General features: G+C 54.2%; 16 protein-coding genes. 11 read left to right on the top strand and 5 right to left on the bottom strand.

Annotated elements, in window-relative coordinates; all coding sequences use genetic code 11:
- The first annotated feature begins 243 nt into the window (after window positions 1-243).
- From Fuma_RS34665 to Fuma_RS25640, 10 genes are all read left to right on the top strand, one after another.
- The gene (locus Fuma_RS34665; protein ID WP_077026638.1) at window positions 244-1,290 is read left to right on the top strand and encodes a leucine-rich repeat domain-containing protein; all 1,047 of its coding nucleotides are present in this window, start codon (window positions 244-246) and stop codon (window positions 1,288-1,290) included.
- A gap of 1,292 nt (window positions 1,291-2,582) precedes the next feature.
- Window positions 2,583-2,867 carry a thioredoxin domain-containing protein gene (locus tag Fuma_RS25680; protein WP_145944380.1) on the top strand — a complete coding sequence of 95 codons (285 nt, stop codon included), beginning with the start codon at window positions 2,583-2,585 and terminating at the stop codon, window positions 2,865-2,867.
- A complete protein-coding gene (locus Fuma_RS25675; RefSeq protein ID WP_077026636.1) occupies window positions 2,864-4,798 on the top strand; it encodes a PAS domain S-box protein in 1,935 nt (644 codons plus the stop codon). Before Fuma_RS25680 ends, Fuma_RS25675 begins: the two co-directional genes overlap by 4 nt.
- Before the next feature lie 89 nt (window positions 4,799-4,887).
- Window positions 4,888-7,239 carry a sensor histidine kinase gene (locus Fuma_RS25670; RefSeq protein WP_158521132.1) on the top strand — a complete coding sequence of 784 codons (2,352 nt, stop codon included), beginning with the start codon at window positions 4,888-4,890 and terminating at the stop codon, window positions 7,237-7,239.
- A gap of 84 nt (window positions 7,240-7,323) precedes the next feature.
- Window positions 7,324-9,129, top strand: coding sequence for a hybrid sensor histidine kinase/response regulator (locus tag Fuma_RS25665; RefSeq protein ID WP_077026634.1), 1,806 nt, complete (start codon window positions 7,324-7,326; stop codon window positions 9,127-9,129).
- Window positions 9,126-10,295 carry a response regulator gene (locus tag Fuma_RS25660; RefSeq protein ID WP_077026633.1) on the top strand — a complete coding sequence of 390 codons (1,170 nt, stop codon included), beginning with the start codon at window positions 9,126-9,128 and terminating at the stop codon, window positions 10,293-10,295. The genes Fuma_RS25665 and Fuma_RS25660 overlap by 4 nt, the downstream gene beginning before the upstream one ends.
- Window positions 10,296-10,300: 5 nt before the next feature.
- Entirely contained in the window at window positions 10,301-11,443 is a 1,143-nt protein-coding gene (locus Fuma_RS25655; protein ID WP_077026632.1) for an HD domain-containing phosphohydrolase, read from the top strand.
- A gap of 45 nt (window positions 11,444-11,488) precedes the next feature.
- On the top strand, window positions 11,489-11,881 hold the full coding sequence (locus Fuma_RS25650) for a response regulator (RefSeq protein ID WP_158521131.1): 393 nt from the start codon (window positions 11,489-11,491) through the stop codon (window positions 11,879-11,881).
- Between the two features lie 362 nt (window positions 11,882-12,243).
- A complete protein-coding gene (locus Fuma_RS25645) occupies window positions 12,244-14,142 on the top strand; it encodes a sensor histidine kinase (protein ID WP_077026630.1) in 1,899 nt (632 codons plus the stop codon).
- Between the two features lie 91 nt (window positions 14,143-14,233).
- On the top strand, window positions 14,234-14,554 hold the full coding sequence (locus Fuma_RS25640; RefSeq protein WP_338030024.1) for a response regulator: 321 nt from the start codon (window positions 14,234-14,236) through the stop codon (window positions 14,552-14,554).
- Window positions 14,555-14,660: 106 nt separating this feature from the next.
- Here the strand turns inward: Fuma_RS25640 and sthA are convergent, their stop codons facing one another.
- Together sthA and Fuma_RS25630 are read right to left on the bottom strand one after the other, a co-directional pair.
- Complete coding sequence (sthA, locus tag Fuma_RS25635; RefSeq protein WP_077026628.1) at window positions 14,661-16,076, bottom strand: Si-specific NAD(P)(+) transhydrogenase; 1,416 nt, start codon at window positions 16,074-16,076, stop codon at window positions 14,661-14,663.
- Between the two features lie 158 nt (window positions 16,077-16,234).
- Window positions 16,235-18,316, bottom strand: a complete 2,082-nt coding sequence (locus Fuma_RS25630; protein WP_077026627.1) for a M3 family metallopeptidase — start codon at window positions 18,314-18,316, stop codon at window positions 16,235-16,237.
- 518 nt (window positions 18,317-18,834) lie between these two features.
- On the opposite strand from Fuma_RS25630, the gene Fuma_RS25620 reads away from it, so the two are divergent.
- Window positions 18,835-19,020: a carbon storage regulator gene (locus Fuma_RS25620; RefSeq protein WP_077026625.1), complete on the top strand. Its 186-nt coding sequence runs from the start codon at window positions 18,835-18,837 to the stop codon at window positions 19,018-19,020.
- Window positions 19,021-19,238: 218 nt separating this feature from the next.
- Here the strand turns inward: Fuma_RS25620 and Fuma_RS25615 are convergent, their stop codons facing one another.
- The 3 genes from Fuma_RS25615 to Fuma_RS25600 all read right to left on the bottom strand — a co-directional run bounded on the left by Fuma_RS25615 (window position 19,239) and on the right by Fuma_RS25600 (window position 21,757).
- A complete protein-coding gene (locus Fuma_RS25615; protein ID WP_077026624.1) occupies window positions 19,239-19,793 on the bottom strand; it encodes a hypothetical protein in 555 nt (184 codons plus the stop codon).
- 234 nt (window positions 19,794-20,027) lie between these two features.
- Window positions 20,028-20,570, bottom strand: a complete 543-nt coding sequence (locus Fuma_RS25610) for a carboxypeptidase-like regulatory domain-containing protein (protein WP_077026623.1) — start codon at window positions 20,568-20,570, stop codon at window positions 20,028-20,030.
- A 614-nt stretch (window positions 20,571-21,184) separates the two neighbouring features.
- Window positions 21,185-21,757 carry an LbetaH domain-containing protein gene (locus Fuma_RS25600; RefSeq protein WP_077028554.1) on the bottom strand — a complete coding sequence of 191 codons (573 nt, stop codon included), beginning with the start codon at window positions 21,755-21,757 and terminating at the stop codon, window positions 21,185-21,187.
- Window positions 21,758-21,822 lie beyond the last annotated feature (65 nt).

The following is a 21,822-nucleotide window of genomic DNA, read 5'->3' as shown; positions in this document are numbered from 1 at the left end:
ACCCCAAACCAGACGCTCCGGCGACGCTCAGGACCAACGCCCGCAGTTCAGCTTTCGCCGCGTCCACCCCCGTTACCACGCCCCCGCCCGCCGGTGCGTACTGTCCGCCTGCCAACGCGTCCCCGGCCTGAATGTTGAAACTGGTGGGGAAAGTGAATAGGCTGGGCGGTGTCGGTGGCCTGAAGTCGCCGCTCCAAACACGACAGCAAGCCTCCCTTCGCCCTAATTCAGGACACTTCCGCCATGAAACCCGCCTCAATTCTGCTGCTCAGTCTACTTACCGTTGTGCCCGCAATCGCTCAGGAAGAACTTTCTGATGCCGACAAAGCACTCATCAAGGCCGTGACCGACGCGGGCGGCCAGGCCATGCAACTGGCTCAAAACGACACGCGACTGACAATCGCCTTCCACTTGTCAGACAAAGAGATCACCGACGACACGCTCAAAATTCTGGCCGGCGCGGGCAACGTGTACGCGTTGAATCTGCGCGGCACCAAGGTCACTGACGCAGGATTGGCTCATTTGGCGGGTCTCAAAGACCTGGCGAGGCTGCATCTTGAAAAGACGGCCGTGACTGATGCCGGAGTCGCTCAGTTAAAGGGCTTGGAAAAGCTGGAATACCTCAATGTTTACGGCACCGCCGTCACTGACGCCGCATTAAAGGAACTCGCCGGCCTGAAGAACCTCAAAAAGTTGTTCGTCTGGCAGACCAAGGTAACTGAAGCGGGCGAGGAAGAACTGAAAGCCGCGTTGCCGGAAATTGAAATTGTGCCCGACTTCAAACGCGACCGCGAGAAAGCGATTGTCGAAGCTGGCCGAGCTGCTGAGGACGCGGCCAAAGAAGTCGAAGAACTGGCCGCTGCAATCCCCGCCGCAGAAAAAGCGTCTGCCGAAGCCGCGAAGAAGGCCGAGGAGGCCAAGAAGGCGTTTGATGCTGAAAACGCCGTCGCTGCGACCGCAGACAAAGCCGTCGCTGCTGCCGAAAAGGCTCTGGCAGGTGCTAAGAAAGCTGTCGAAGATCTGAAGAAGAATGCGGATGCACCAAAGGCTGTGGTTGATGCCGCCAACAAAGCTGTTGCGGACACCACGAAGGCTGTCGAAGAAGCCAAGAAGGCCGCCGAGGGCGCCAAGAAGGCCCTGGAAGCCAAAAAGAAAGCGGCCGACGACGCCAAAAAAGCTGCTGACGCCGCCGCCAAAAAGATCGAGGACACAAAGAAGAAGTCCGAAGAAACGATCAAAAAAGCAGCCGAGCTGAAGAAGAAGGCGGAAGAGCTGCAGAAGCAGGGATAGTCGTTTCGCAGTATTCGGCGAGGTGTCTCCGTAGGTGCCAGTGGCCCGAGGGGCACCTCGGCAAAGGCGAACTAAAACCTTCCCGCCGCGCACGTTCGTTCGCTTATCGACCAACGTCGCCACTCACCCCTTCAAGCCGCCCCACTCTGCGCTCTGTTTGGCGAAGCCAGAAGTTCCGTCGGGCTGCCGGAACCTACAAAGAGGCACCGCTGTGCGCAGGACTTAGTCGCGCTGGTTCAAGCCCAGGTCTTCCTACAGGGAACGGCTGGAAGATATGCCAGCCCGCCACCGCTCCGTTCAGAAGTTGCCAATTCTTCCGGGGCTAAGTGCAAGTTTCGCTGAACGCTTGCCACGGTCTGGAAAACCCGGGCCGTGTTTTTCGGTAGCCTCGTCATGGCCCACCGCGACATCAGCAGGACACGCATGCGTTGTCTGTACGTTGCACCACCCCATGGCACCATCGTAAACCGACCACGCTGCCGCAGACCTGAAGCGGCGTGACGTTCGGCGCAAGCCAAATCACAGCGTGATGCCTACGGCTAATAAAAAACGCATCCTGCCGGGTGGTACTTCACCAAAGGCGCCCTATAACCTTTGAACACCACTCGTACGTGCAACGTTGAATGCGCAGGTTCGATAGCGCACGCGTCGAGTCACAAGCCTTAGCGGCAGCTCCGCGTGGAACTGCAGTCGAAACGAACTCGCTCGTCAACCACGACCTTCCGGTTGTCTGGATGCTGCCTGCGCGGGGCAGCTGAAGCGGTCGAAACGGTCACCGCGAAAATGCGAAAACCCGCGATTGGGATTACCCCGCAACTTTACTTAACGAGCACAAGTTTCACGCAGACGATGGCATGACCGCTCGATACACCACCAGTAGCCCACAGGGGTTAATTTTATGTCGTCGCCTCGCAGGTGTGAACATGTCCAGTACCAACAAACTCTCGAGTCCCCACTCGGCACTGCAAACTGATCGCATCCGTCGCTGGGCCGTGCGAGCGGTTCTAGGGAGTTGGTTGTTGGTCGTGTTGGCTGGCATTGGAGCTTTGACAGCGTATTCAAATGCTCCGGGGCCGGGGGCGACAATGTTGGACCGATGGCCACAGGATACACAGCTGACTCCTTCCACTCATAAACGAACGCTACTGATGTTTCTTCACCCTCATTGTCCTTGTAGTCGTTCTGCGCTCCGGCAACTTGAGCAGATGATGGCAAGCGTCGCTGAACCAGTCGCTATCAAGTTCGTTTTCTACAAGCCGGCACAGCAAACAGACAGCTGGGCGCAATCGGATATGTGGAACAGCGCAAATGCGATTAGCCCCGGCAACCTTCTGGTTGATTCTGACGGACGAGAGGCGAAGCAATTTCACGCAACGACGTCCGGCCATGTCATCGTATTCGATGAGGATGGTCAGTGTTCATTCAGTGGTGGTATCACAGCGGGGCGCGGACACGAAGGCGATTCTACAGCCTACGCCGCAGCCATCGACGTGCTTAACGGACGCGATGTTCAGAACAGACATTACCCAACCTATGGCTGCACGATTTACCCAAGTGGCCCGGGAGGTCAGTTATGAGTAGCAATCCTGTCTGCCTGAACCCGGAAAACATCCAACGACGAAACGACTTACGCGAGCAACTCAATCGGGAGCACTGTACGCGAGTCGATCGTTTGTTCGTTGCACTGATGGTTGTCCAGTTCGTGTGCGGTATTGTCGCCGCATGCCTGATCTCGCCAAAGACCTGGATTGGCCAGACATCGCACGTACATATTCATATCTGGGCCGCTTTTCTGCTGGGTGGATTAATCTCAGGCGGGCCAATCGTTGCCGTCTGGCTAAATCCGGGAAGTCAGCAGAGTCGGCTAATGATGGCCGTGTCGCAGGGGCTTTGGAGCGCGTTGCTGATTCATCTATCGGGTGGCCGCCTGGAAACTCATTTTCACGTTTTTGGATCACTGGCTTTCGTCGCGTTCTACAGAGACTGGAAAGTGCTGGTCGCAACAACAGTGGTCATCACGATGGACCATGCTTTGCGAGGTATCTGGTGGCCTTTATCCGTGTACGGCCTGACAACAGCCAGTCCATATCGCTGGCTGGAGCACGCTGCGTGGGTAATTTTCGAGGACATCTTTTTGATGTTCAACATTATGAAGTCACAACAGGACGTAAGCTCAGTTTGCGACCGACAGGCTGAACTGGAATCACTTAATAGTGATATCGAGGAAACCGTGCGGCGCAGAACAATAGAGCTGGAGACGGCACGGGCGGATGCAGAGCGACTCGCGCTTGTCGCCAAATACACCGATAACTCGGTGATCATCCTGAACAGCCTTGGAAGAGTGGAATGGGTCAACGATGGCTTCACCAGAATAACCGGGTATCGGGACACTGAAGTCATCGGCCACAGTCCCATCGAAGTCCTACGCGGACCCAGCACCCGTGAGGAAACAGTGACAGCAATGCTGGATGGTGTCAAAAATCAGCGACCATTCGATGTTGAGGTCCACAAACGAAGAAAAGATGGGCGTGAGATATCCATTCAAATTGAGATGCGGCCCATCTTTGACAAAGACGAGCAATTTGTTGGCATGATTCAGATTGGCCGTGATGTCACAGCTGCACGTGAGGCCGAACGTGAGCGCGCACGGCTGAATGAAGAGCTAAGAGCGGCAGCACGCGTGGCTGGCAGAGCCGAGATCGCAACAGGCGTCCTGCACAATGTTGGAAACGCACTGAACAGCATCAATGTCGCGGCCGGAGTACTGCGTGAGTCGCTGTCCGGAAGCTCTGTCGTTCACCTCGAAAAAGCATCGCATGTGATTGAAGAGCATGCTGACGACCTTGGCAAATTCCTGACAGTCGATCCGCAAGGGAAGCACTTCCCCACGCTATTGGGCGAACTATCCAATCAGTTGCTGGCAGAACGGACGGATGGAATGAAAGAAGTGCAAACGCTTATGGAGAGCATCGAGAACATCAAAGATATCGTCGCCTCACACGAAACGTTTGCCGGCCAGAAAGAATGCCGCGAACCCATTGACCTGGTAAAGCTGACGGACACCGCGCTTGCCATGCAGGATGAAGCATTCAAACGGCATCAAATCCATGTTGTCACCAGATTTCAGCACGTCCCGCCAGTGCGAGCGATCCGGCAACGAGTTTTGGACGTGCTGACGATCCTGCTGACTAACGCCAAAGAAGCGATGAGCAAAAGCAGCCTCGATAACAAACAACTGACGGTAAGCATTGAAACACAGGATGACTCGGTAAGTATCGCTGTCATTGATCAAGGGGTCGGAATCTCGAACGAAGAATTGGGCATGGTGTTCAAGCCTGGATTCACGAATAAGTCAGGTGGGCATGGATTCGGCTTGCACTCAAGCGCGATTACCGCCGCGGATTTTGGGGGATCTCTTTCGGCCCAGAGTGACGGGCCGGGGTGCGGAGCCACGTTTGTGCTTCGCCTGCCCACGATAAGCGAATCAGTACCGGAGCGAACAGAATAGCGAAGAACACTCGTCCCATTTTGGATCGTGGAATCTGCACTTCTCTCATGTATAGGACGTCGGAACAGAGTTTTCGCGTAGGTATTTCCATGAACGCCATTTCAAAATTCAGCCGCATTTTGCAGCTTGCGCATAGTCGCAATGGTGCGCGCATCATCCTGTGCGGATCGTTGCTGCTGACATTTTTGGCGTGGCATCTTACCAACCTTCATGTTGCACAGCGGCACCGCGAAAGGTTCGCCTTTCGTGTTTCGGAAATTCAAAGTCGCATTAGCGAGCGTATGTTGGAGTATGAGCAGGTCCTGCGAGGCGGCGTCAGCCTGTTCAGCGCTACTGACGACGTCAACCGAACGGCTTGGGCGAACTACGTGAAGCACTGCCGTCTCCCACGGTACTTTCCTGGCATTCAGGCGATGGGGTTTGCTGTCCCTGTGCCACAGAAACAACTGGCAGCTCACGTCGCCGCGGTGCGTGCGGAAGGCTTTCCTGACTACCAGGTGACTCCCCAGGGAGATCGAGAGGACTACACAGCCATTGTTCTGATCGAACCGTTTGACTGGCGCAACCGTCGCGCCTTTGGATACGACATGTATTCTGATGCGACTCGCCGCAAAGCCATGGATACCGCCGCCAGCAGCGGATTTCCGGCCATTTCCGGAAAGATCACACTCGTTCAGGAAACTGATGAGGACGTTCAGGCAGGGGTGTTGTGCTACCTGCCTGTTTACCGAAACGAAGCAAATCTTGACACTCCTGCCCAGCGAAAAACCGCACTCCGCGGGTGGGTGTATGCTGCGTTTCGATGCGATGATCTGATGCGAGGGACGATCAATGAATCCGTGGCAGATGTTGAGTGTCGTATCTTCGATGGCAGGGTCACTTCTGAACCAAACCTGCTGTTCAATAGTGAATCCAATCTTGACGGCGATCGGCCGGAACCTCCCGGAGATCTGTATGCTCAGGTACCTGTCACGCTATCCGGACGCGAATGGACACTTCAAATTGCGGCGAAGCCGAAGTTTGTATCGGGCAGTGAGTCTTCTCTTAGCTCGTGGGTTGTGTGTGGCGGGCTGACGATTGACATGCTTTTGTTCGCAGTTATTTCCGGCCTCGGGCGACAGAGAGAAAATGCTTTGGCCATTGCCAATCGGATGACAAAAGAACTGAGTGAAAGCGAACTCTGGACTCGGTCCATTCTGGAAAACGCGTCCGAAGCAATTTTGTCAGTGTCGGAAGCTGGCACGATTCTGGCAGCTAACCACGCGGCTCACACGGTATTCGAATGGAAACGATCGTTGGTGAATTTGCCCATCGATGCTTTGCTGGTGAATGCTCGATTCGAAGATCTTGTCGAAGCTGCGAAAGACACCACGCATGACGGAAACGACCTTACCGCACGATGTCGCAGGTTGAGCGGAACCGTGTTCCCATGCCGCATTTCCATCGGAAGAGTCAGCGTCGACAGCAAGACCCGCTTTACCATTATCGCTCATGACGAAACCGCGAGAATGGAATCCGAAACACAGATTGCTGACATCAATCGGCAACTGATTGAATCGTCTCACAAAGCGGGAATAGCGGAAGTGGCGACTGGTGTTCTGCACAATGTCGGTAACGTCCTGAACAGCGTCACGACATCGTCAGGGGCCATTTCCAAAATCCTTGAGCAGAGTGCCGTTTCGCAACTGGCAGCAGCCAGCGAAATCCTGCGCCAACATGCTGAAGACCTCGAAGACTTCCTGACGAACGACCCGCGCGGCGTCCACTTTCCTGGATTTCTGGAACAGGTTTCATCTGCGTTAATCGATGACCAGACGCAACTCAAAGATGAGAACCGCAGGTTAATTGAACAAATTCAGCACATTCGAGAAATCATCCGTGTCCAACAGGAAGAGGTCATTGCATCTCCTGTTCGGTTGCCGGAATCTCCCGTCGAATTGATGAATCAGGCAGTGCAGATTTGTGAGAGTCGGCATGCGAAAAGCGGAATACAGATTCAAACGGAAATCGACGATTGCCCAACCGTCTTATCCGATCGTCACAAAATTCTTCAAGTGCTGACAAACCTTATCGCGAACGCACAGGATGCGGTGGCGGACATCACTGGACGACCAAGAATTGTCACCGTCCGAACGCGTACGATGAACAACGAACGCGTTGAATTTATCGTGGAAGACAACGGAGTTGGAATGACGGAGAGCGTCGTTTCAAAAGTGCTGAATTTTGGATTCACAACCAAACGCGACGGCCATGGCTTCGGCCTGCACTCATGTGCACAGGCTGCCAAGGCTCTCGGCGGTGAACTGCACGTTCGTAGCGACGGGATCAATCGAGGATCTGTGTTTTCGCTATTCCTGCCACTCGGGGCTGACCATGCATCCGACGCTGGCCACAATTCGCCAGATCTTGAAATGCCTTCCGCCAAACTTGTAGCCCAATAATTACGAACAAATGGTCGCGCCGCAATCTGGTCTGCGGCGCGCTGCAGATCGAAACTCTACTTCGACCAGACGAAAGATGAAAACATGCTGCCTCCAACGCCTGCCCCACGTCCAAGGATCCTGATCGTCGATGACAACGTTGCCATTCATGAAGACTTCCAAAAAATTTTAGGGGCTCGCAAATCCAATACCGAATTGACCACCGCCGCTTCTGCGTTTTTTGGTGAGAAATCACCAGAAAGCATTGAGACAGTGGAAGTGGAACTCGATTCCGCTTTTCAGGGGGCCGATGGACTACGCCTCGTGAGCGAAGCCGTCACCGCCGGTCGACCGTACGTCATGGCCTTCGTCGACATGCGAATGCCACCCGGTTGGGACGGCCTCACAACCATCGAAAAAATGTGGGAGGTTGATCCTGACCTTCAGGTCGTCATCTGTAGCGCTCACTCAGACAACACATGGAACGATATCGCAAAGCGTCTGGGGAAGTGCGATCGCCTATTGATTTTAAAGAAGCCATTTGACAATGCTGAAGTCCTTCAAATGGTAATGGCTCTGGTCGAAAAGCACCGCCTTGCCGGAGCCGTCGCCGTGCGCCAGGAAGAGCTGAAGCATCTGGTTGCTGAGCGGACCAGAGACCTGGAATTGGCGCAACGGGACGCGGATCGTTTGTTGGACGCGATTGATTCCGTGCTGATTGGTGTTGATGCAGACCTGAAGGTCAAACGGTGGAATCACCGAGCCGCCGACTTGCTCGAGCTGACCGAAAAAGAAGTCCTGGGATTGCCCCTGCCCGAGCTGCCGATACGCTGGGACAGCCCGGAAAAAGTGCAGGAATTCTTTCGAAGTTCAAAAGCTCAAGCGACAAGCCGGTTCGAAACCACCTTTGTCAATTCCAATAACAGGAGCATGGTAATTGGTCTGTCCTGTTACCCGGTGCTGGACGACGGAAAGTGCCATGGTTTGCTTGTCCTTGGTACGGACCTGACGGATCGGCGCATTGTTGAGCAGCAACTACAGCAGGCTCAAAAACTGGAGTCGGTCGGACAACTGGCCGCCGGAATTGCTCATGAGATCAATACCCCCATGCAATACCTGGGGGACAACCTGGATTTCGTGAAGTCAAAATTTGATCGCTTGATCGACTACCTTCAGTCCTCAACGCAACTCACCGAATTAGCACAGAAATCAGATTTCGAAGCTGAACTGGCTGACAGGATGGTGGCTCAGCAAAAAAAGCTCAAGCTGACGAAGCTGTACACCCAACTGCCCGAAGCGCTTAGCGATTCAATCGACGGTGTCCGCCATGTATCTCGCATTGTCCGAGCGATGAAAGAACTCTCACACCTTGGTGTTGAGGAAAAATCGCCCGTCGATATCAATCACCTCCTTGAAACAGCAGTGACTGTTTCCACCAACGAATGGAAATACGTCGCAGACGTCGACCTGAAACTGGCCCCGCAAATTGAAGGCCTGCTGGGCCTTTCAGGGGAACTAAGCCAGGTCTTCCTGAACCTCATCGTCAATTCTGCACACGCAATCAGCGACATGACAGACGGCGGGAGTACAGGAAAAGGCTTGATCACAATTCGAAGCCACCAAACAGATACGCATGTCGTTGTTGAGATCGGTGACACGGGAGGTGGGATTCCGGAAGAAATCCGCGACCGTGTGTTCGATCCGTTCTTCACCACGAAAGACGTGGGAAAAGGAACCGGACAGGGACTTTCCATAGCCCACTCTGTCGTCACCCAGAAACACAAAGGCCGACTCACTTTTCACGTAGAAGAAGGCGTCGGAACTCGTTTCGTTATCGAACTACCAATGGAGATTCCAGCTGATGAGGCGGCAGCCACTTCAGCTCAAAGTGATTGCGCGGTGCTTACATGAACGTCTTATTCGTCGATGATGAACCCCAGGTGCTGCGTGCCCTGGAAAGAATGCTGGATGCTGCCGACGTTGAGTGGGAGGCGGAATTCGCAAATGACGCAACAGAAGCGTTAGAGATGCTGGCAAACGAAGACTTCGATGCCATTATCACGGACATGCGAATGCCCGGAATGGACGGTGCGGAGCTGCTGCACGAAGTCAGCAAACTCTATCCCCACATTGTGCGAATTGTGCTTTCCGGCCAAGCCAACAAGGAAGCCGTCCTTCGCGCAGTGCAACCGATGCACCAATATCTTTCTAAGCCGTGCGATGCCGAGACTCTGAAATCAACGATATCGCGAGCCTGCGCGATGCGCGACACCCTAAATTCGGAAAGCCTCAGGAAGACGATAACTAATCTCCCGGGACTGCCGAGCATCCCGTCAGTCTACGCAGAACTAAACGCAGCGATTCAGTCTGAAGACTTTGCCTTAACGGACGTCGGCCGCATCATCGAAAAGGACATGGCGATGTCCGCCAAGATTCTGCAGTTGGTCAATTCTGCGGCCTTTGGCATGGGAAAGCAGGTACATTCGCCGGGGCAGGCCGCTTGTATGCTGGGTGTCGATGTTATTAAGGCTCTGGTCCTGACGACCGGTGTTTTCACAGAATTCGTTGATGATTCAAGAAGCGAATTTTCGCTGGAAACACTAATGACTCATAGTCTGAACGTTGCCAACTTCGCTAAGCAAATTGCACGAGCGGAGGGCATGGCAGGCGGTGATGTCAACGACGCCTACACTGCGGGCATGCTTCATGACGTGGGAAAGCTGATTCTTGCAACTTCAGACACCGAAGCATACAGCCGGATCCTTCAGACAGCCGCCTCAAATCACACTTCGCTGTGGGAAGCAGAACATGAATTTCTTAACACCGATCATGCGGCTGTTGGCGCTTACCTGTTGAATTTGTGGGGGCTGCCGCAGTCAATTATTGAGGTTGTGTCCCTGCACCATCGTCCTGAACAGGCCGAAGAAAAATCCCTGTCTGTTTTATCCGTTGTGTGGGCTGCCAACGAAGTCGCCAATGGGGCAGATGACCAGGAGTTGTCCGAGTATCTGGCAACGATTGAATGCGAAGGCAAGATTGCCAGTTGGCGTGACCTTTGCCTAAGTCAGGAGGAGTAACCAATATGAGTGAGCCCAAAATTCTTTTCGTCGACGACGATTCCAAAATTTTGAGTGCGATCGATCGTCATCTGTCGGACGATTTTGATCTGTACACTGCGGATGGACCATCTGCTGGCCTGAGAATGGTTGACGAAGATGGCCCATTCGCCGTTGTTATCTCCGACATGCGGATGCCGGGGATGACAGGCGTCGAGATGCTCAAGATTATCAGACAGAAATCTCCGGACACCGTTAGAGTCATGCTGACGGGCTATGCAGATCTGAACTCCACCATTGAAGCGGTCAACGAAGGAAACATCTTTCGTTTCCTCTCCAAGCCGTGCTCAATGGAAACTATGGCTGCCACCGTTAGTGACGGAATTCGACAATATCAACTCGTGACGGCTGAGCGGGAATTGCTTGAATGCACGCTGAAGGGCAGTGTCAAAGTACTGTTTGACGTGTTGGGAATCGTCAATCCCATTGCCTTCGGGCGTGCGTCTCGAGTGAAGAGAATTGCCATGGCTCTCGCAGCATCACTGGGCGCGGGCAACCTTTGGGAGATCGAGATTGCCGCGATGATGTCCGCCCTGGGTTGCATCACTCTGTCTGAATCGACCTTAAGAAAAATCATGAACGGTCAGGAACTGGACGCGTTGGAACGTGTGGCGTTTGACCAGCACCCTGCCATCGGGAAAAGCCTTCTAGGCAACATACCGCGACTGTCCGACGTCGCACGAATCGTTGGCTATCAGGAAAAGTGCTTTGACGGCACCGGGGCACCTGCGGAGGGCATTCGTGGCACGGACATACCGCTCGGTGCAAGAATCCTAAAGGTGTGTCTCGACTTTGACAGTCATGAAGCACGTACAAAAAACAAAGTCGAAGCGTTGGACCTTCTAAAAGAAGACGCTCACAAGTATGACCCTGACGTCCTGAACGCATTCGAAGCAGCATTCAAGCAGCTGTTTTCGGCCAGCCTGATGAAGTTAAACGTGTGCCAGCTACGTACGGGAATGGTGGTGTCCGAGGACATCCTGAACAAGTCCGGCGGATTACTTGTCGGGCGGGGTCAGGAAATTACCAGATCGATGATCGGCATTCTGTCGAAGATGGCGAGCAATAATAACGTCAAAGAACCGATATATGTTTTCACAACAGCCTGAACTAACCACAACCAATCCTGGAGATGATGCGACATGAACGACTCAATGCCACGTGTACTTTTACTTGATGATGATGCGTCACTCCTGCGAGCGTTGTCGCGTCAACTCAACGAGTACGGATTCGACGTCACGACGTCGATCTCTGCGGCAGAAGCGACCGCAATATTGGGCAGCACGAAGATTGATGCCCTTGTGTGCGACAACGAAATGCCCGGCACAACAGGCTTTCAGTTTCTTGCAGGAATACGAACCCGATTCCCAGACGTTAAACGCTTTATGCTGAGCGGTACGATCCTGGATCGAAACGCAGAACGCGCTGTCGCTGAACTCGGAGTAACTCGGGTCTTTCACAAACCCTGCGACTCTCAAACACTCTGTGCTGCTATCGAAGCCAGCATGAATCTGACAGCTAGCCCAGCTCCAGATGCGGTGATCTAAAGATAGCGTGGCTGGAAGATCAAACGACTGCACAGTCGCGACAAATCAGTGACCGAAACGTTTATGCGGTCAGACCTCGAATCCAGTTCGTCGATGGCTTGGCAGTGCTTGAGCACTGTGGCAGCACCTTGGCAGCGGTTGACGGCCCACGTTATTCCGTGTCGGTCGACTCTTCGCACCCGCTGCAGACCAAGCTCCACCGCGCCGGCTCCAATAGGCGTTCTTCTCAGTGAAAGACGTCTGTCACCAAGGGACGCCCGCCGCGCCTGCGCTCGACTTAGCCGCTTTATTTCGTTCCAATAGCATGAAGCGTTCGGGTATCGAAATCACTCAGGCGAAGAAATGCGACTTGGTGCATTGCAATGCGTATTGCTCAGAAAATTCGCCTGCTCGTTCTCAGCCTTGTCGCGGCATCGTCGATTGGTATCGCCGCGTCAGCGATTTGGGGATACATGAGCATCATTGAGGGGCTTCAGATTGAAGGCCTTCAACGACAAGCCACGATCAGCGAAGACAGGTTGTCGCTCGCCTTCGATGAGATCAGTCACGACATCCGCTTGTTAGCCGGACTACCAATCGTTAAGAACATCCTTGCTGATGCTGAGGCAGACGACAGCACCGCGGCGGACTCGGAGACCAGGGACCAGCTCGCCAGCATTTTCGCAGAGATGCTTAGAGCCAAACCCTACTACGCACAGGTCCGGTTGATCGGTGTGCAGGACGAAGGTCGCGAACGCGTGCGGCTCGACCGAGTGGACAATAAGATTTTTCGTCCCGCCGAATCAGATTTGCAACGGAAGGGTGAACGACTGTACTTTCAGGAAACGATCGCCCTTCCGCGTGACCAGATCTATTACTCGCGAATCAATCTGAATCGGGAGAAAGGCCAGATCGAAATCCCGCATCGTCCCATGCTGCGCGTGGCGATGCCGATATTTGATGCCGACGAGCGCCCAGCCGGCATCGTGATAATCAACCTCGACTTCCAGCCGTTCGCAGAAAAGCACTTGCCCTCAAACGCTGATGGCAGATATGTCTACTACCTCACCGATGATCATGGGGACTACATCTTTCACCCCGACAAGTCACAAACGTTCGGCTTCGATCTTGGACACGAGGCCAAAGCCCAAAGCGACTTTCATCAACTGGAACAGTTTTTCGAAAGCGACACAACTTCGCTGACGTTCCCTCAACAGAATCCAGAATTGCCCCGCGGCTCCTCAGTGCATTTCCGGAAGCTCAGACCATTTTCGACGGATCGCGAACTCGCGCTGGGAGTATTCGCGACCTTTGAAGACATCGGTCAGGCTGCCAACACAATCACGTTCCACACGGGCTTGATCGTAGCGGCGATGCTTGTCATCGGTATGGTGTTTGCCTTCGCACTCTCAGAACGCTTGACGCGACCAATCGCAAATATCGCAGTCGCCGTCGAAGCTCTTCGCGCTGGCAGGTCGACGAATAGCTTACCGGTAGCAAGAGACGACGAACTGGGTTCGCTGGCGCGGTCTTTTCAGGACATGCGAGAATCCCTGCTAAGTCACGAGGCAGAGTTACTGTCCACGAACAAAGAACTTCGGCTGGCCAATCAGGACCTGGAACACTTTGCCCATATCGCCTCGCACAATTTGCGAGAACCCATCAGACGCATCGCAACTCTGTCGAACCTGGTCATCGACGACATAAGTGAATCCGACTCGAACAAAACGGCACCGCTCATAGAAACGATGAAACGGGAATGTAATCGAGCCCTCCAGCAGATTGCGGATTTCCGAATCTTCACCAGTATCGGCGACGAATTCCTCGTCCGCGAAGACGTCAATTTAAGATCTGTTGTTGAAGAAATTCTCGATAATTTTCAGAGTAAAATCGAGAGCACGGAGGCTGTTGTAGTCGTCGAATCGCTGCCGGTGGTCAGTTGCTATCGAAGCCTCGTTCAATTGATCTATCGCAAGCTGGTAGAAAATGCTGTTCAATACGCAAAGCAGGCAGGCTTTGAACTACGGTTTACGGTAGAAGATTCACAGAATGGCCCCATCCTCGGCGTTCGGAACACGGGTTCTTCAATCGAAACCAAACACCACCAGTCAGTATTCAACCTGTTCACCAGACTCACCAATGACGAAGATGGCACGGGGACTGGGCTCTCGCTATGTCGCCGCGCTGTTGAACGACATTCCGGGCAAATCTGGCTGGATTCCGGCGAAGACTTTGTTCACTTTAAGTTCACTCTCAATGGCCAGGCCAGTGAATCAAAATAACGTTAAATGCCTCAACCACCGTGCCCCTGTTGTCATGGTGGATGACTCAGAGGCAGATCTCGATATTGCTCGTCGCCTGTAAGACCGTTCTATACTTAGAAATCCATTCCTAACGTTCCTGTCCGGAACTGAATTTCTTGAGTACATGGCACAAGTCAAGCTGGGAGAGAAAACACTGCCGGCGATGGTGCTCATGGATCTGAACATGCCGGCACTCGACGGATTCGAAATTGTCGAACGTGTGAGACAGGAACGCGAGTTTTCGCAGATTCCGATTATTGTGGTGTTGTCCAACTCTGATAGCCCCAGAGATATGGAAGAGGCAACTGAGGTTGGAGCCGATGGTTTCCAAACCAAGGATCTCGACATCAAGGCTTATGTTGAGTTCTTCAACAGCCTTGCTGCCGACTGAGTCTCTTGCAGGGCATTGGAGACGCAGGACAGTTTGATGCAGGATCGGCAGTCACGCTGAATACGGTCGCAGCGTTCCGAACAAGTAGGCGAAGCATACTTCACGCTCAAAGCAACCTGTTGTACCCATTCAACGCTGCAACCCGGTACGCTTCTGCCATGGTGGGATAGTTGAACGTGGTATTCATGAAATACAGAAGCGTGTTTGCTTCGCCGGGCTGAGCCATGATGGCCTGGCCGATGTGAATGATCTCAGACGCGTTCACACCGAAGCAATGGATGCCGAGGATCTCCAGAGTTTCCCGGTGGAACAACAGTTTCAGCATGCCAACCGGATGCCCCATGATCTGGGCTCGCGCGAGGCTTTTGAACATCGAGTGGCCGACTTCGTACGGGACACATTCTTCCGTGAGCTGCTTTTCTGTTTTGCCGAGCGAACTGATCTCCGGGCTGGTGTAAATCCCGGTCGGCACATGCTGCATTTCGAACGCTTCGCAATGCCCATTGCCCAGATGCCGAGCAGCAACGCGTCCCTGCACATACGCCGCGCTGGCCAGAGCCGGCGGGCCAATGACGTCACCAACGGCATAGATGTGCTCGTGAATCGTCTGAAAGTTTTCGTTCACTTCAATCTGCCCACGATGGTTGGGCGTAATATCGATCGTGTCGAGGCCCAGATTCTCTGTATTCCCGGAACGTCCGTTGGCCCACAACAGGACGTCGCTCTTAAGCTGCTTGCCGGACTTCAGATGCACCACCACATGGTCGTCGAAGGTTTCGACATGGTCGAAGGTTTCGTTGTTGCGGATCCGTACGCCCGTGTCTCGCATGTGGTAACTAAGAGCGTCGCAGATTTCGTCGTCCAAAAAGTCCAGCAAGTTGCTTCGCGTGTTAACGAGGTTCAGCTTGACCGACAGGTTGCGAAACATCGAAGCGTATTCGCACCCGATCACGCCCGCGCCGTAAATCGTCATGGCTCGCGGAGTTTCCGACATGTCCAGGACGGTATCGCTGTCGAAGACGCGCGGATGGTTGAAGTCTACGTCCGGCGGATTGTAGGGGCGTGAGCCTGTCGCGATGACGAATGACGACGCGGACAAAATTCTGGTGTCACCGTCAGGTTCGTCCACCTGCACCCTATTGGCGTCCAGAAAAGAGGCCGTGCCATTGTAGACCGTGACGTCATTGCGGTCGTAGAAACCGCGACGCATCGCGACCTGCTTTTCAATGACCGCCTGAGCACTGCGACGCAGGTCGCGAAAGCCGACGTCGAGGTGAACTCCCAACTGCTGAAAGTGAGTGCTGTTGTTAACTTCCATCATGCGGTAGATGGCGGCTCGCAGCGACTTGCTGGGAATAGTGCCCAGGTGAGTACAGTTCCCACCAATTCGCGGCTGCTTTTCAACAACAGCCACCGACTTACCTTGTTTGGTCGCTTCCATCGCCGCACCTTCCCCGCCCGGGCCGGTGCCGATGACGATGACGTCGTAGGTGGAATCTGGTGTGAGTGTGCTTGTTGTCATAGTTGATGTGTTTGACGTAGCTCGACTTTCCGAAGTCGAGCACGTTCAGCTTTCTAAATACGTTGCGATCACGCTGTTCACCGCGCGGTGGAGGTCTGCAGTATGCTGGCATTGGTGACCGTAATAGGCTCGCCTCTTGAGAGTCAAGCGACGGTACGCTACGACGCTACCAATCCGTTGTGTCGCAGCAACGCCTCCGTATTGGGTTCCCGGCCTCGGAAGTCGCGGTAGATGTCCATCGGATGTCGGCTGCCACCTTCGGCAAGCACGGTGTCTCGAAACCTGCGGCCGGTCGTCGCCACGGCTTCGTCGTTGTCCAGCCCCGCGTCTTCAAATGCTGAGAACGCGTCGGCACTTAGCACTTCCGCCCACTTATAGCTGTAGTAGCCCGCCGAATAACCTCCCGCAAAGATGTGCGAGAATGCGCACAGGAACCGGTTCTCTGGCAGCGGTGGCAGAGGCGACGTCTGTTCGGCAATGCGTTGATGCACGTCGAACACACTCTCTGTGCCATTGGGATCGAAGCTGGAATGCAGTTGCATGTCCGTCATGCCAAACTGGACCTGCCGCAGCATCTGTGAAGCAGCTCGAAACGTGCGCGCCTTGCAGATCTTTTCGAACAAATCATCAGGCAGCACTTCGCCGGTCTCGTAGTGAATAGCCATGCCAAGCAAAGTCGGGCGATGATAGCACCAGTTTTCCATAAACTGGCTGGGCAATTCGACCGCGTCCCATTCGACGCCGTTGATCCCCGACGCATCCCGCAGGTCAACCGTTGTCAGCATGTGCTGAAGTCCGTGACCGAATTCATGAAACAGAGTTTCGACTTCGCGAAACGTCATAAGCGAAGGCGTGTCTCCGACCGGCGGAGTGCCGTTGCAGACCAGATGAGCCACCGGCAATCGCGTTTCTTCCGGCGTGACCGAACGAACAATGCAGTCACCCATCCACGCTCCGCCGCGTTTGTTCTCGGGGCGGGAGTAGGGATCCAGATAGAAGCTGGCGATATGCTGGTCCTGCTCATTAAACACATCAAAAAAGCGAACGTCTTTATGCCAGACAGGCGCTTTCCCATCCGCAGGTTTAACTGTGATGCCGAACAGCCGGTGGCACAGGCTGAACAACCCATCGAGGACTCGTTCAAGCGAGAAGTACGGCCGAAGTTCTTCGTCAGTGAAGTTGTAGCGGTGTTCGCGCAGGCGTTCCGCCCAGAAACCCACGTCCCAATGAGCCAGTTCGCCGTCGAACCCGTTTTCGTGCGCCAGATCAGTGATTTCGATCAGTTCTGCCCTGCCCCCTTCCAGCGACGCTCCCAACAAGTCGTCAAACATTTTCTGCACGGCGGCCGTGTCCGCAGCCATCTTCTGCGAAAGACTTAGCTCTGCATAATTTTCGTAGCCAAGGAGCTCGCACTTTTCCTTGCGAAGTTGCAGGATCTTAGAAATAAGCGGTTCGTTATTCTTCTCACCGGACGACGCCCGACTGATGTACGCGCGGTACGCCTGTTCGCGAAGTGAGCGGTTGCGGCAATGTTCCATAAACGGGCCAAAGCTGGGAGCGTCCAGCTTGACTCGCCACGGGCCGTTCTCCGGAGTCGCCGCTTCTGCGTCCTTATTCTCTTCGGCCGACGACCATGCGGCGGCAGCCATCTTGCGAAAGCTGCCCGGTAATCCTTCGGCATCGGCCGGATCGGTGATATCCAGGTACCAGGCCTTGGTGGCGTCCAGCACGTTGTTGGAAAAATCGCTGGCCAGTTGCGACAGTCGCTGAGCAATCTCGTTGAAGCGTTGGCGGGATTGACCCTCCAAAGCAATTCCCGCCTGTTCGGCGCTGAGAATTGACTGCGCGACGATGCGCTGTTGAGCGGAACTCATCTGCGCCCAGGCATCCGAATCTCGCAGCGCGAGAAAACGTTCGTACAACGGCTTGCTCTGTTTCAGCTTCAGACTGAATTCGACGATGCCTGGCAGCATTGCTTCATGAGCGTCTCGAAGCTCGTCGCTGTTAGCCACACCCAGCAAATGACTGACTGGCGACCAACCGTATTCGAACAGCAGATCAATCTTCCCCAGTGGCGCCATCAGCGCGTCCCAGTTGCCGGGTTCAGCGCCTTCAGCTTCTTCAAGCAGCGTGGCTGAAGTTTCCAGCAGAGCCGTCACGGCAGGTTCAATATGTTCGGGCTGAATGCGATCGAAAGCAGGCAGACCGGACTGTTGCAAGAGCGGGTTGTTGCTGTTCATGGAAGTACTACGGCTTAAATTTTTTGACGAATTGAAGATATGTTCGAGGACCGAATCCCAACGTTTGCGATCGCTTCTGCAGAAGCCTTCACACCTAATTTCAAGGCGTCGGAATAATGGCGAACGGGACTTATGTTGTAACGTTTAAAGCCGAGTTGTAGCCGCGCGGCGCTTCGACTTCGAGCGACGACATCGCGTACTACACATCACGTTACCGGAAGCGATCAAGTGTTGACGTTGCAAGTCAATGACCGTGAAAATAACGAATCCAAAAAAGGTCGCCGGAAGTTTACACATGACGACGTTTCCACGTTGTCGTAGAATTAAGCAGCCATTATAAAGACCGCTAGTCTTTGAAACCGCCCGTATTCTGGCTCAGCGAGCTGCACGTTCTGTGCGCCTTCTAGCCTCGCGTTCAGGATAACGACGGGTTGAACTTTCTTCCTACGTCCGTGCCCTCGATGATCCTCTCCAACAGTTGATTTCCGACGGCTTCCCTCAGGTAAGTGGTACAGTTCATGCAAAACCATCTATTCGATATTCAAGCCGGTGAATCCATTCGGCTGGGTAACTTCACAGTCAAAGTGTTGGAAGTCGAAGGTGATGGAGTGGTGCTCGAAATTGATGGACCAGAGGGTCACGTCGAAGTGGAACTTGTGGATTCAGCAGAATGCCGCAGCGAGCAGGAAGCGGTTCTGGCGTAATTGCCAAAACCCGCATCGGAAAGGTCTTCGATGTGGTCCCGCCACCTTTAGTTTGCACCAACCAGCAATTAGCGCACGAAACAGCCTGCCGCAGAATTCGACGGCAGGCTGTTAGCAATTTTCGTAGCGTAGTGATCACCCGCCCCCAGCTGTGGGTGTGGCGGGTCGATCAGGTGGCAAGCGTTTGTTCACCTCGACGGTGAATTTACCCGGCCGAACTAGCTGGCGTCTGGCTTCTTGTCATCGTCGTCGTCGATGGCTGCGCCGATGGCAATTCCGGCACCAATACCAACGCCTAAGCCCAAAATTACCTTTTGAGTCGTTGTCAGCATTCTCAGGCGAGTCAACGGGGCAAACACATACTGGCCACGTACGGTGCTGTTTGTCGGCTGCACAATCGCGATGCTCTGCAACGATCGTGGTGGAGCTGTTCCGTGAGCCCAAACTCGGCAGGCGTACACGTCGTCGCTGACAGCAATAACACACTGGCCGCTGCCTGCGACGCGAGCGGTGAATTTTCCAGCTTTGTCCGTTTCGATCGTTTGCTGTTGCTTGCCGACCGTCATTGTGAGCTTCTGCCCCGCAACTGCGTGCCCCGCCGATGTGACGAGCTGACCCACCAAATGCCCATTTGGCGAAAGCTCAACATTCTTCAGCTGCACAGTGGCATCGCTGGCTGTGGAAGCTTTGGTTGCCGCAGAATCGGCGGCCTGAAGCATTTGAGGCGATGTAAGAAGCGTTATGGCAAGCAGCCACGTGGTGGTGATCCGCATTTTTTGAATCCTTGCTGAAATGTGTACTCCGTCCGTTACAAAGATCGGACGTCAGAAATTGACGCCTGACGACGGTCTCCCTTCCGACGCCACAAACTCTCAACTCGATCCGGTTACGGAACCCAGGCACGCTGTAACAACCTGGTAAAAAGAAACGGTTCAGCAAACTCTGTGGATCACAGGTCTGCCGAACCGTTCAGGTTTCGAGCGTTATCGTTTTTCAGCGAATGCTGATTAGCTGCCATCATCATCGTCGTCAACTGCCAGAACGATGGCCACCACGGCTCCAGCAAGTAGTCCAAGACCCAGCAGCTGTCCACCAGAGATTCCGCCCAGACGGCCGTAGCTTCCGCCATACCCGTCGTCACAGCCTTCGCCGCAATCCTGTGCGCGAACAATCGGGCCGTCCGTGTGGACGATGCCAAATGACGTCAGCGATTTCGGTGGTGCCGTGCCATTTTTCCACAGTCGGCAAGCGTAAGCACGCTCTTCAACGACCAGTGCGCAGTTTCCGCCGACGGCACTTTCGATGAAAAAGCTGCCGTCTTTACCAGTCTTCTTTTTCTGCACATCCTTGGCGGTGCGGATTTCGATGACCTTGTTCGCCAGGGGGGCACCCGTAGCGTCCAACACCCGGCCAGCCACTCGGCCAGCTTTGTTGAGTTCGACGTTTTGCAACTGGACCGCATCGGCGGCCGTCTTCTGACCGGCCAACGAGGCGGGGACCGGTAACACGGTCATTGAGAAGATGATTGTCCAAACGATAAGTGGTCGCATTGTACTAGAGTCCTTGATATCGGTTGTGCGAGGCGCAGATATTTTCATTCAGCGTGCAAACCTGGCACGCAAGCGCGGCGTTCTGTACATCCGGGTTATCGCAAAAGTTTGCCTAACCGGAAAAGCCGAAAGTGGGGGAAACAGATCACTTACTTCCAGGACAAACCGACCGCAGCGAACGGACTGGCAGAATGGTCGGCAACCGTCCGCGTTGCTGCAAAAAGTGCCGCCGCCCGAATGCGGTGCCACCTTGATCCAGGTTTCGTCCGGGCAAAAGCGTCGGACCGCGTTCCCACCCATCGGTCCTATGCGTTGGTTCAACAAAGCCGGTAGCGTCTGCTTCCAGCGAGCAGCCGCCGTGCTCGTGAATACCAATTCGGTCACAGATTTCGCAGCGCCGATCTGGTCCGGACGTTGTCGCGACCAACCGGACCTCAAAGACGAAGATTTAGCAGGAGGCCTTGTCAAAGCAGAACGAACCAAGCGAAAAATATGGAACTTGCGAGGCCTGCATTACTCATAGTCAGACTTGTCGCATTGCCCGTTGAGTCAGCACGCGAGCTGCGGCACGTGAGCGGTAATCCGCCACTTCGCCTGGCGAATTCACTGCTTGGCTAAGCCGACTTGAGGTGGTTGTGGCAATTCTTTTCTGCGCGATACCGAATGAACTTCGCCGGATTGCCACCAACAATTAGCCCCTCACCAACGTCTTTAAAGACAACGCTTCTGGCGCCAACGATGGCATTCTTTCCAATCGTCACGCCAGGGCCAACAAATGCGTCGCAGCAAATCCATGAATTGGATTGGACCACTATCGGCGTCCTTACGAGCCGCATGTCTGAGCGTTGATAGTCATGCGTTCCCGCACATAAGTGTGCGTTTTGAGAGATCGTCACGTCATCATTAATGACGATTCGCCCGACGTTATAAATCCGCGCGTTGTCGCCGATCGTGACGCCCGCTCCGACTGCCAGGGTCCACGGAGTGAAGATCCGGACGGATGGGTAGATCTGCACTTTGGAGCCGATCTCAGCGCCAAACAGCCTTAGCAAAAAATTCCGCCAGGCGTACATCAGCCGCGGACTATAGGCGAAAAGTGGCTGTAACGCGTTCCACAACACACGCCCGATCTGTTCTGCGCGAGTGTAATCAGCAGAGCTGCGCCGAGAGTCAGTTTCAACAGTCATACGAATCAACAGCCTTACACTCAAGCACTTTGGCGGCACCAATTCCACCACCTTGAGCTATTTCG

Origin of the sequence: Fuerstiella marisgermanici (assembly GCF_001983935.1) — a bacterium.
Classification (GTDB): Bacteria; Planctomycetota; Planctomycetia; order Planctomycetales; family Planctomycetaceae; genus Fuerstiella; species Fuerstiella marisgermanici.
This window is presented reverse-complemented; position numbering and strand designations above follow the sequence as displayed.

Coding starts and splice junctions, on each gene's coding strand:
- Fuma_RS25630 (WP_077026627.1), bottom strand. CDS start 18,316: ATGAACAGCAACAACCCGCTCTTGCAACAGTCCGGTCTGCCTGCTTTC.
- Fuma_RS25655 (WP_077026632.1), top strand. CDS start 10,301: ATGAGTGAGCCCAAAATTCTTTTCGTCGACGACGATTCCAAAATTTTG.
- Fuma_RS25645 (WP_077026630.1), top strand. CDS start 12,244: ATGCGTATTGCTCAGAAAATTCGCCTGCTCGTTCTCAGCCTTGTCGCG.
- Fuma_RS34665 (WP_077026638.1), top strand. CDS start 244: ATGAAACCCGCCTCAATTCTGCTGCTCAGTCTACTTACCGTTGTGCCC.
- sthA (WP_077026628.1), bottom strand. CDS start 16,076: ATGACAACAAGCACACTCACACCAGATTCCACCTACGACGTCATCGTC.
- Fuma_RS25675 (WP_077026636.1), top strand. CDS start 2,864: ATGAGTAGCAATCCTGTCTGCCTGAACCCGGAAAACATCCAACGACGA.
- Fuma_RS25650 (WP_158521131.1), top strand. CDS start 11,489: ATGCCACGTGTACTTTTACTTGATGATGATGCGTCACTCCTGCGAGCG.
- Fuma_RS25620 (WP_077026625.1), top strand. CDS start 18,835: ATGCAAAACCATCTATTCGATATTCAAGCCGGTGAATCCATTCGGCTG.
- Fuma_RS25660 (WP_077026633.1), top strand. CDS start 9,126: ATGAACGTCTTATTCGTCGATGATGAACCCCAGGTGCTGCGTGCCCTG.
- Fuma_RS25665 (WP_077026634.1), top strand. CDS start 7,324: ATGCTGCCTCCAACGCCTGCCCCACGTCCAAGGATCCTGATCGTCGAT.
- Fuma_RS25610 (WP_077026623.1), bottom strand. CDS start 20,570: ATGCGACCACTTATCGTTTGGACAATCATCTTCTCAATGACCGTGTTA.
- Fuma_RS25615 (WP_077026624.1), bottom strand. CDS start 19,793: ATGCGGATCACCACCACGTGGCTGCTTGCCATAACGCTTCTTACATCG.
- Fuma_RS25600 (WP_077028554.1), bottom strand. CDS start 21,757: ATGACTGTTGAAACTGACTCTCGGCGCAGCTCTGCTGATTACACTCGC.
- Fuma_RS25680 (WP_145944380.1), top strand. CDS start 2,583: ATGTGGAACAGCGCAAATGCGATTAGCCCCGGCAACCTTCTGGTTGAT.
- Fuma_RS25670 (WP_158521132.1), top strand. CDS start 4,888: ATGAACGCCATTTCAAAATTCAGCCGCATTTTGCAGCTTGCGCATAGT.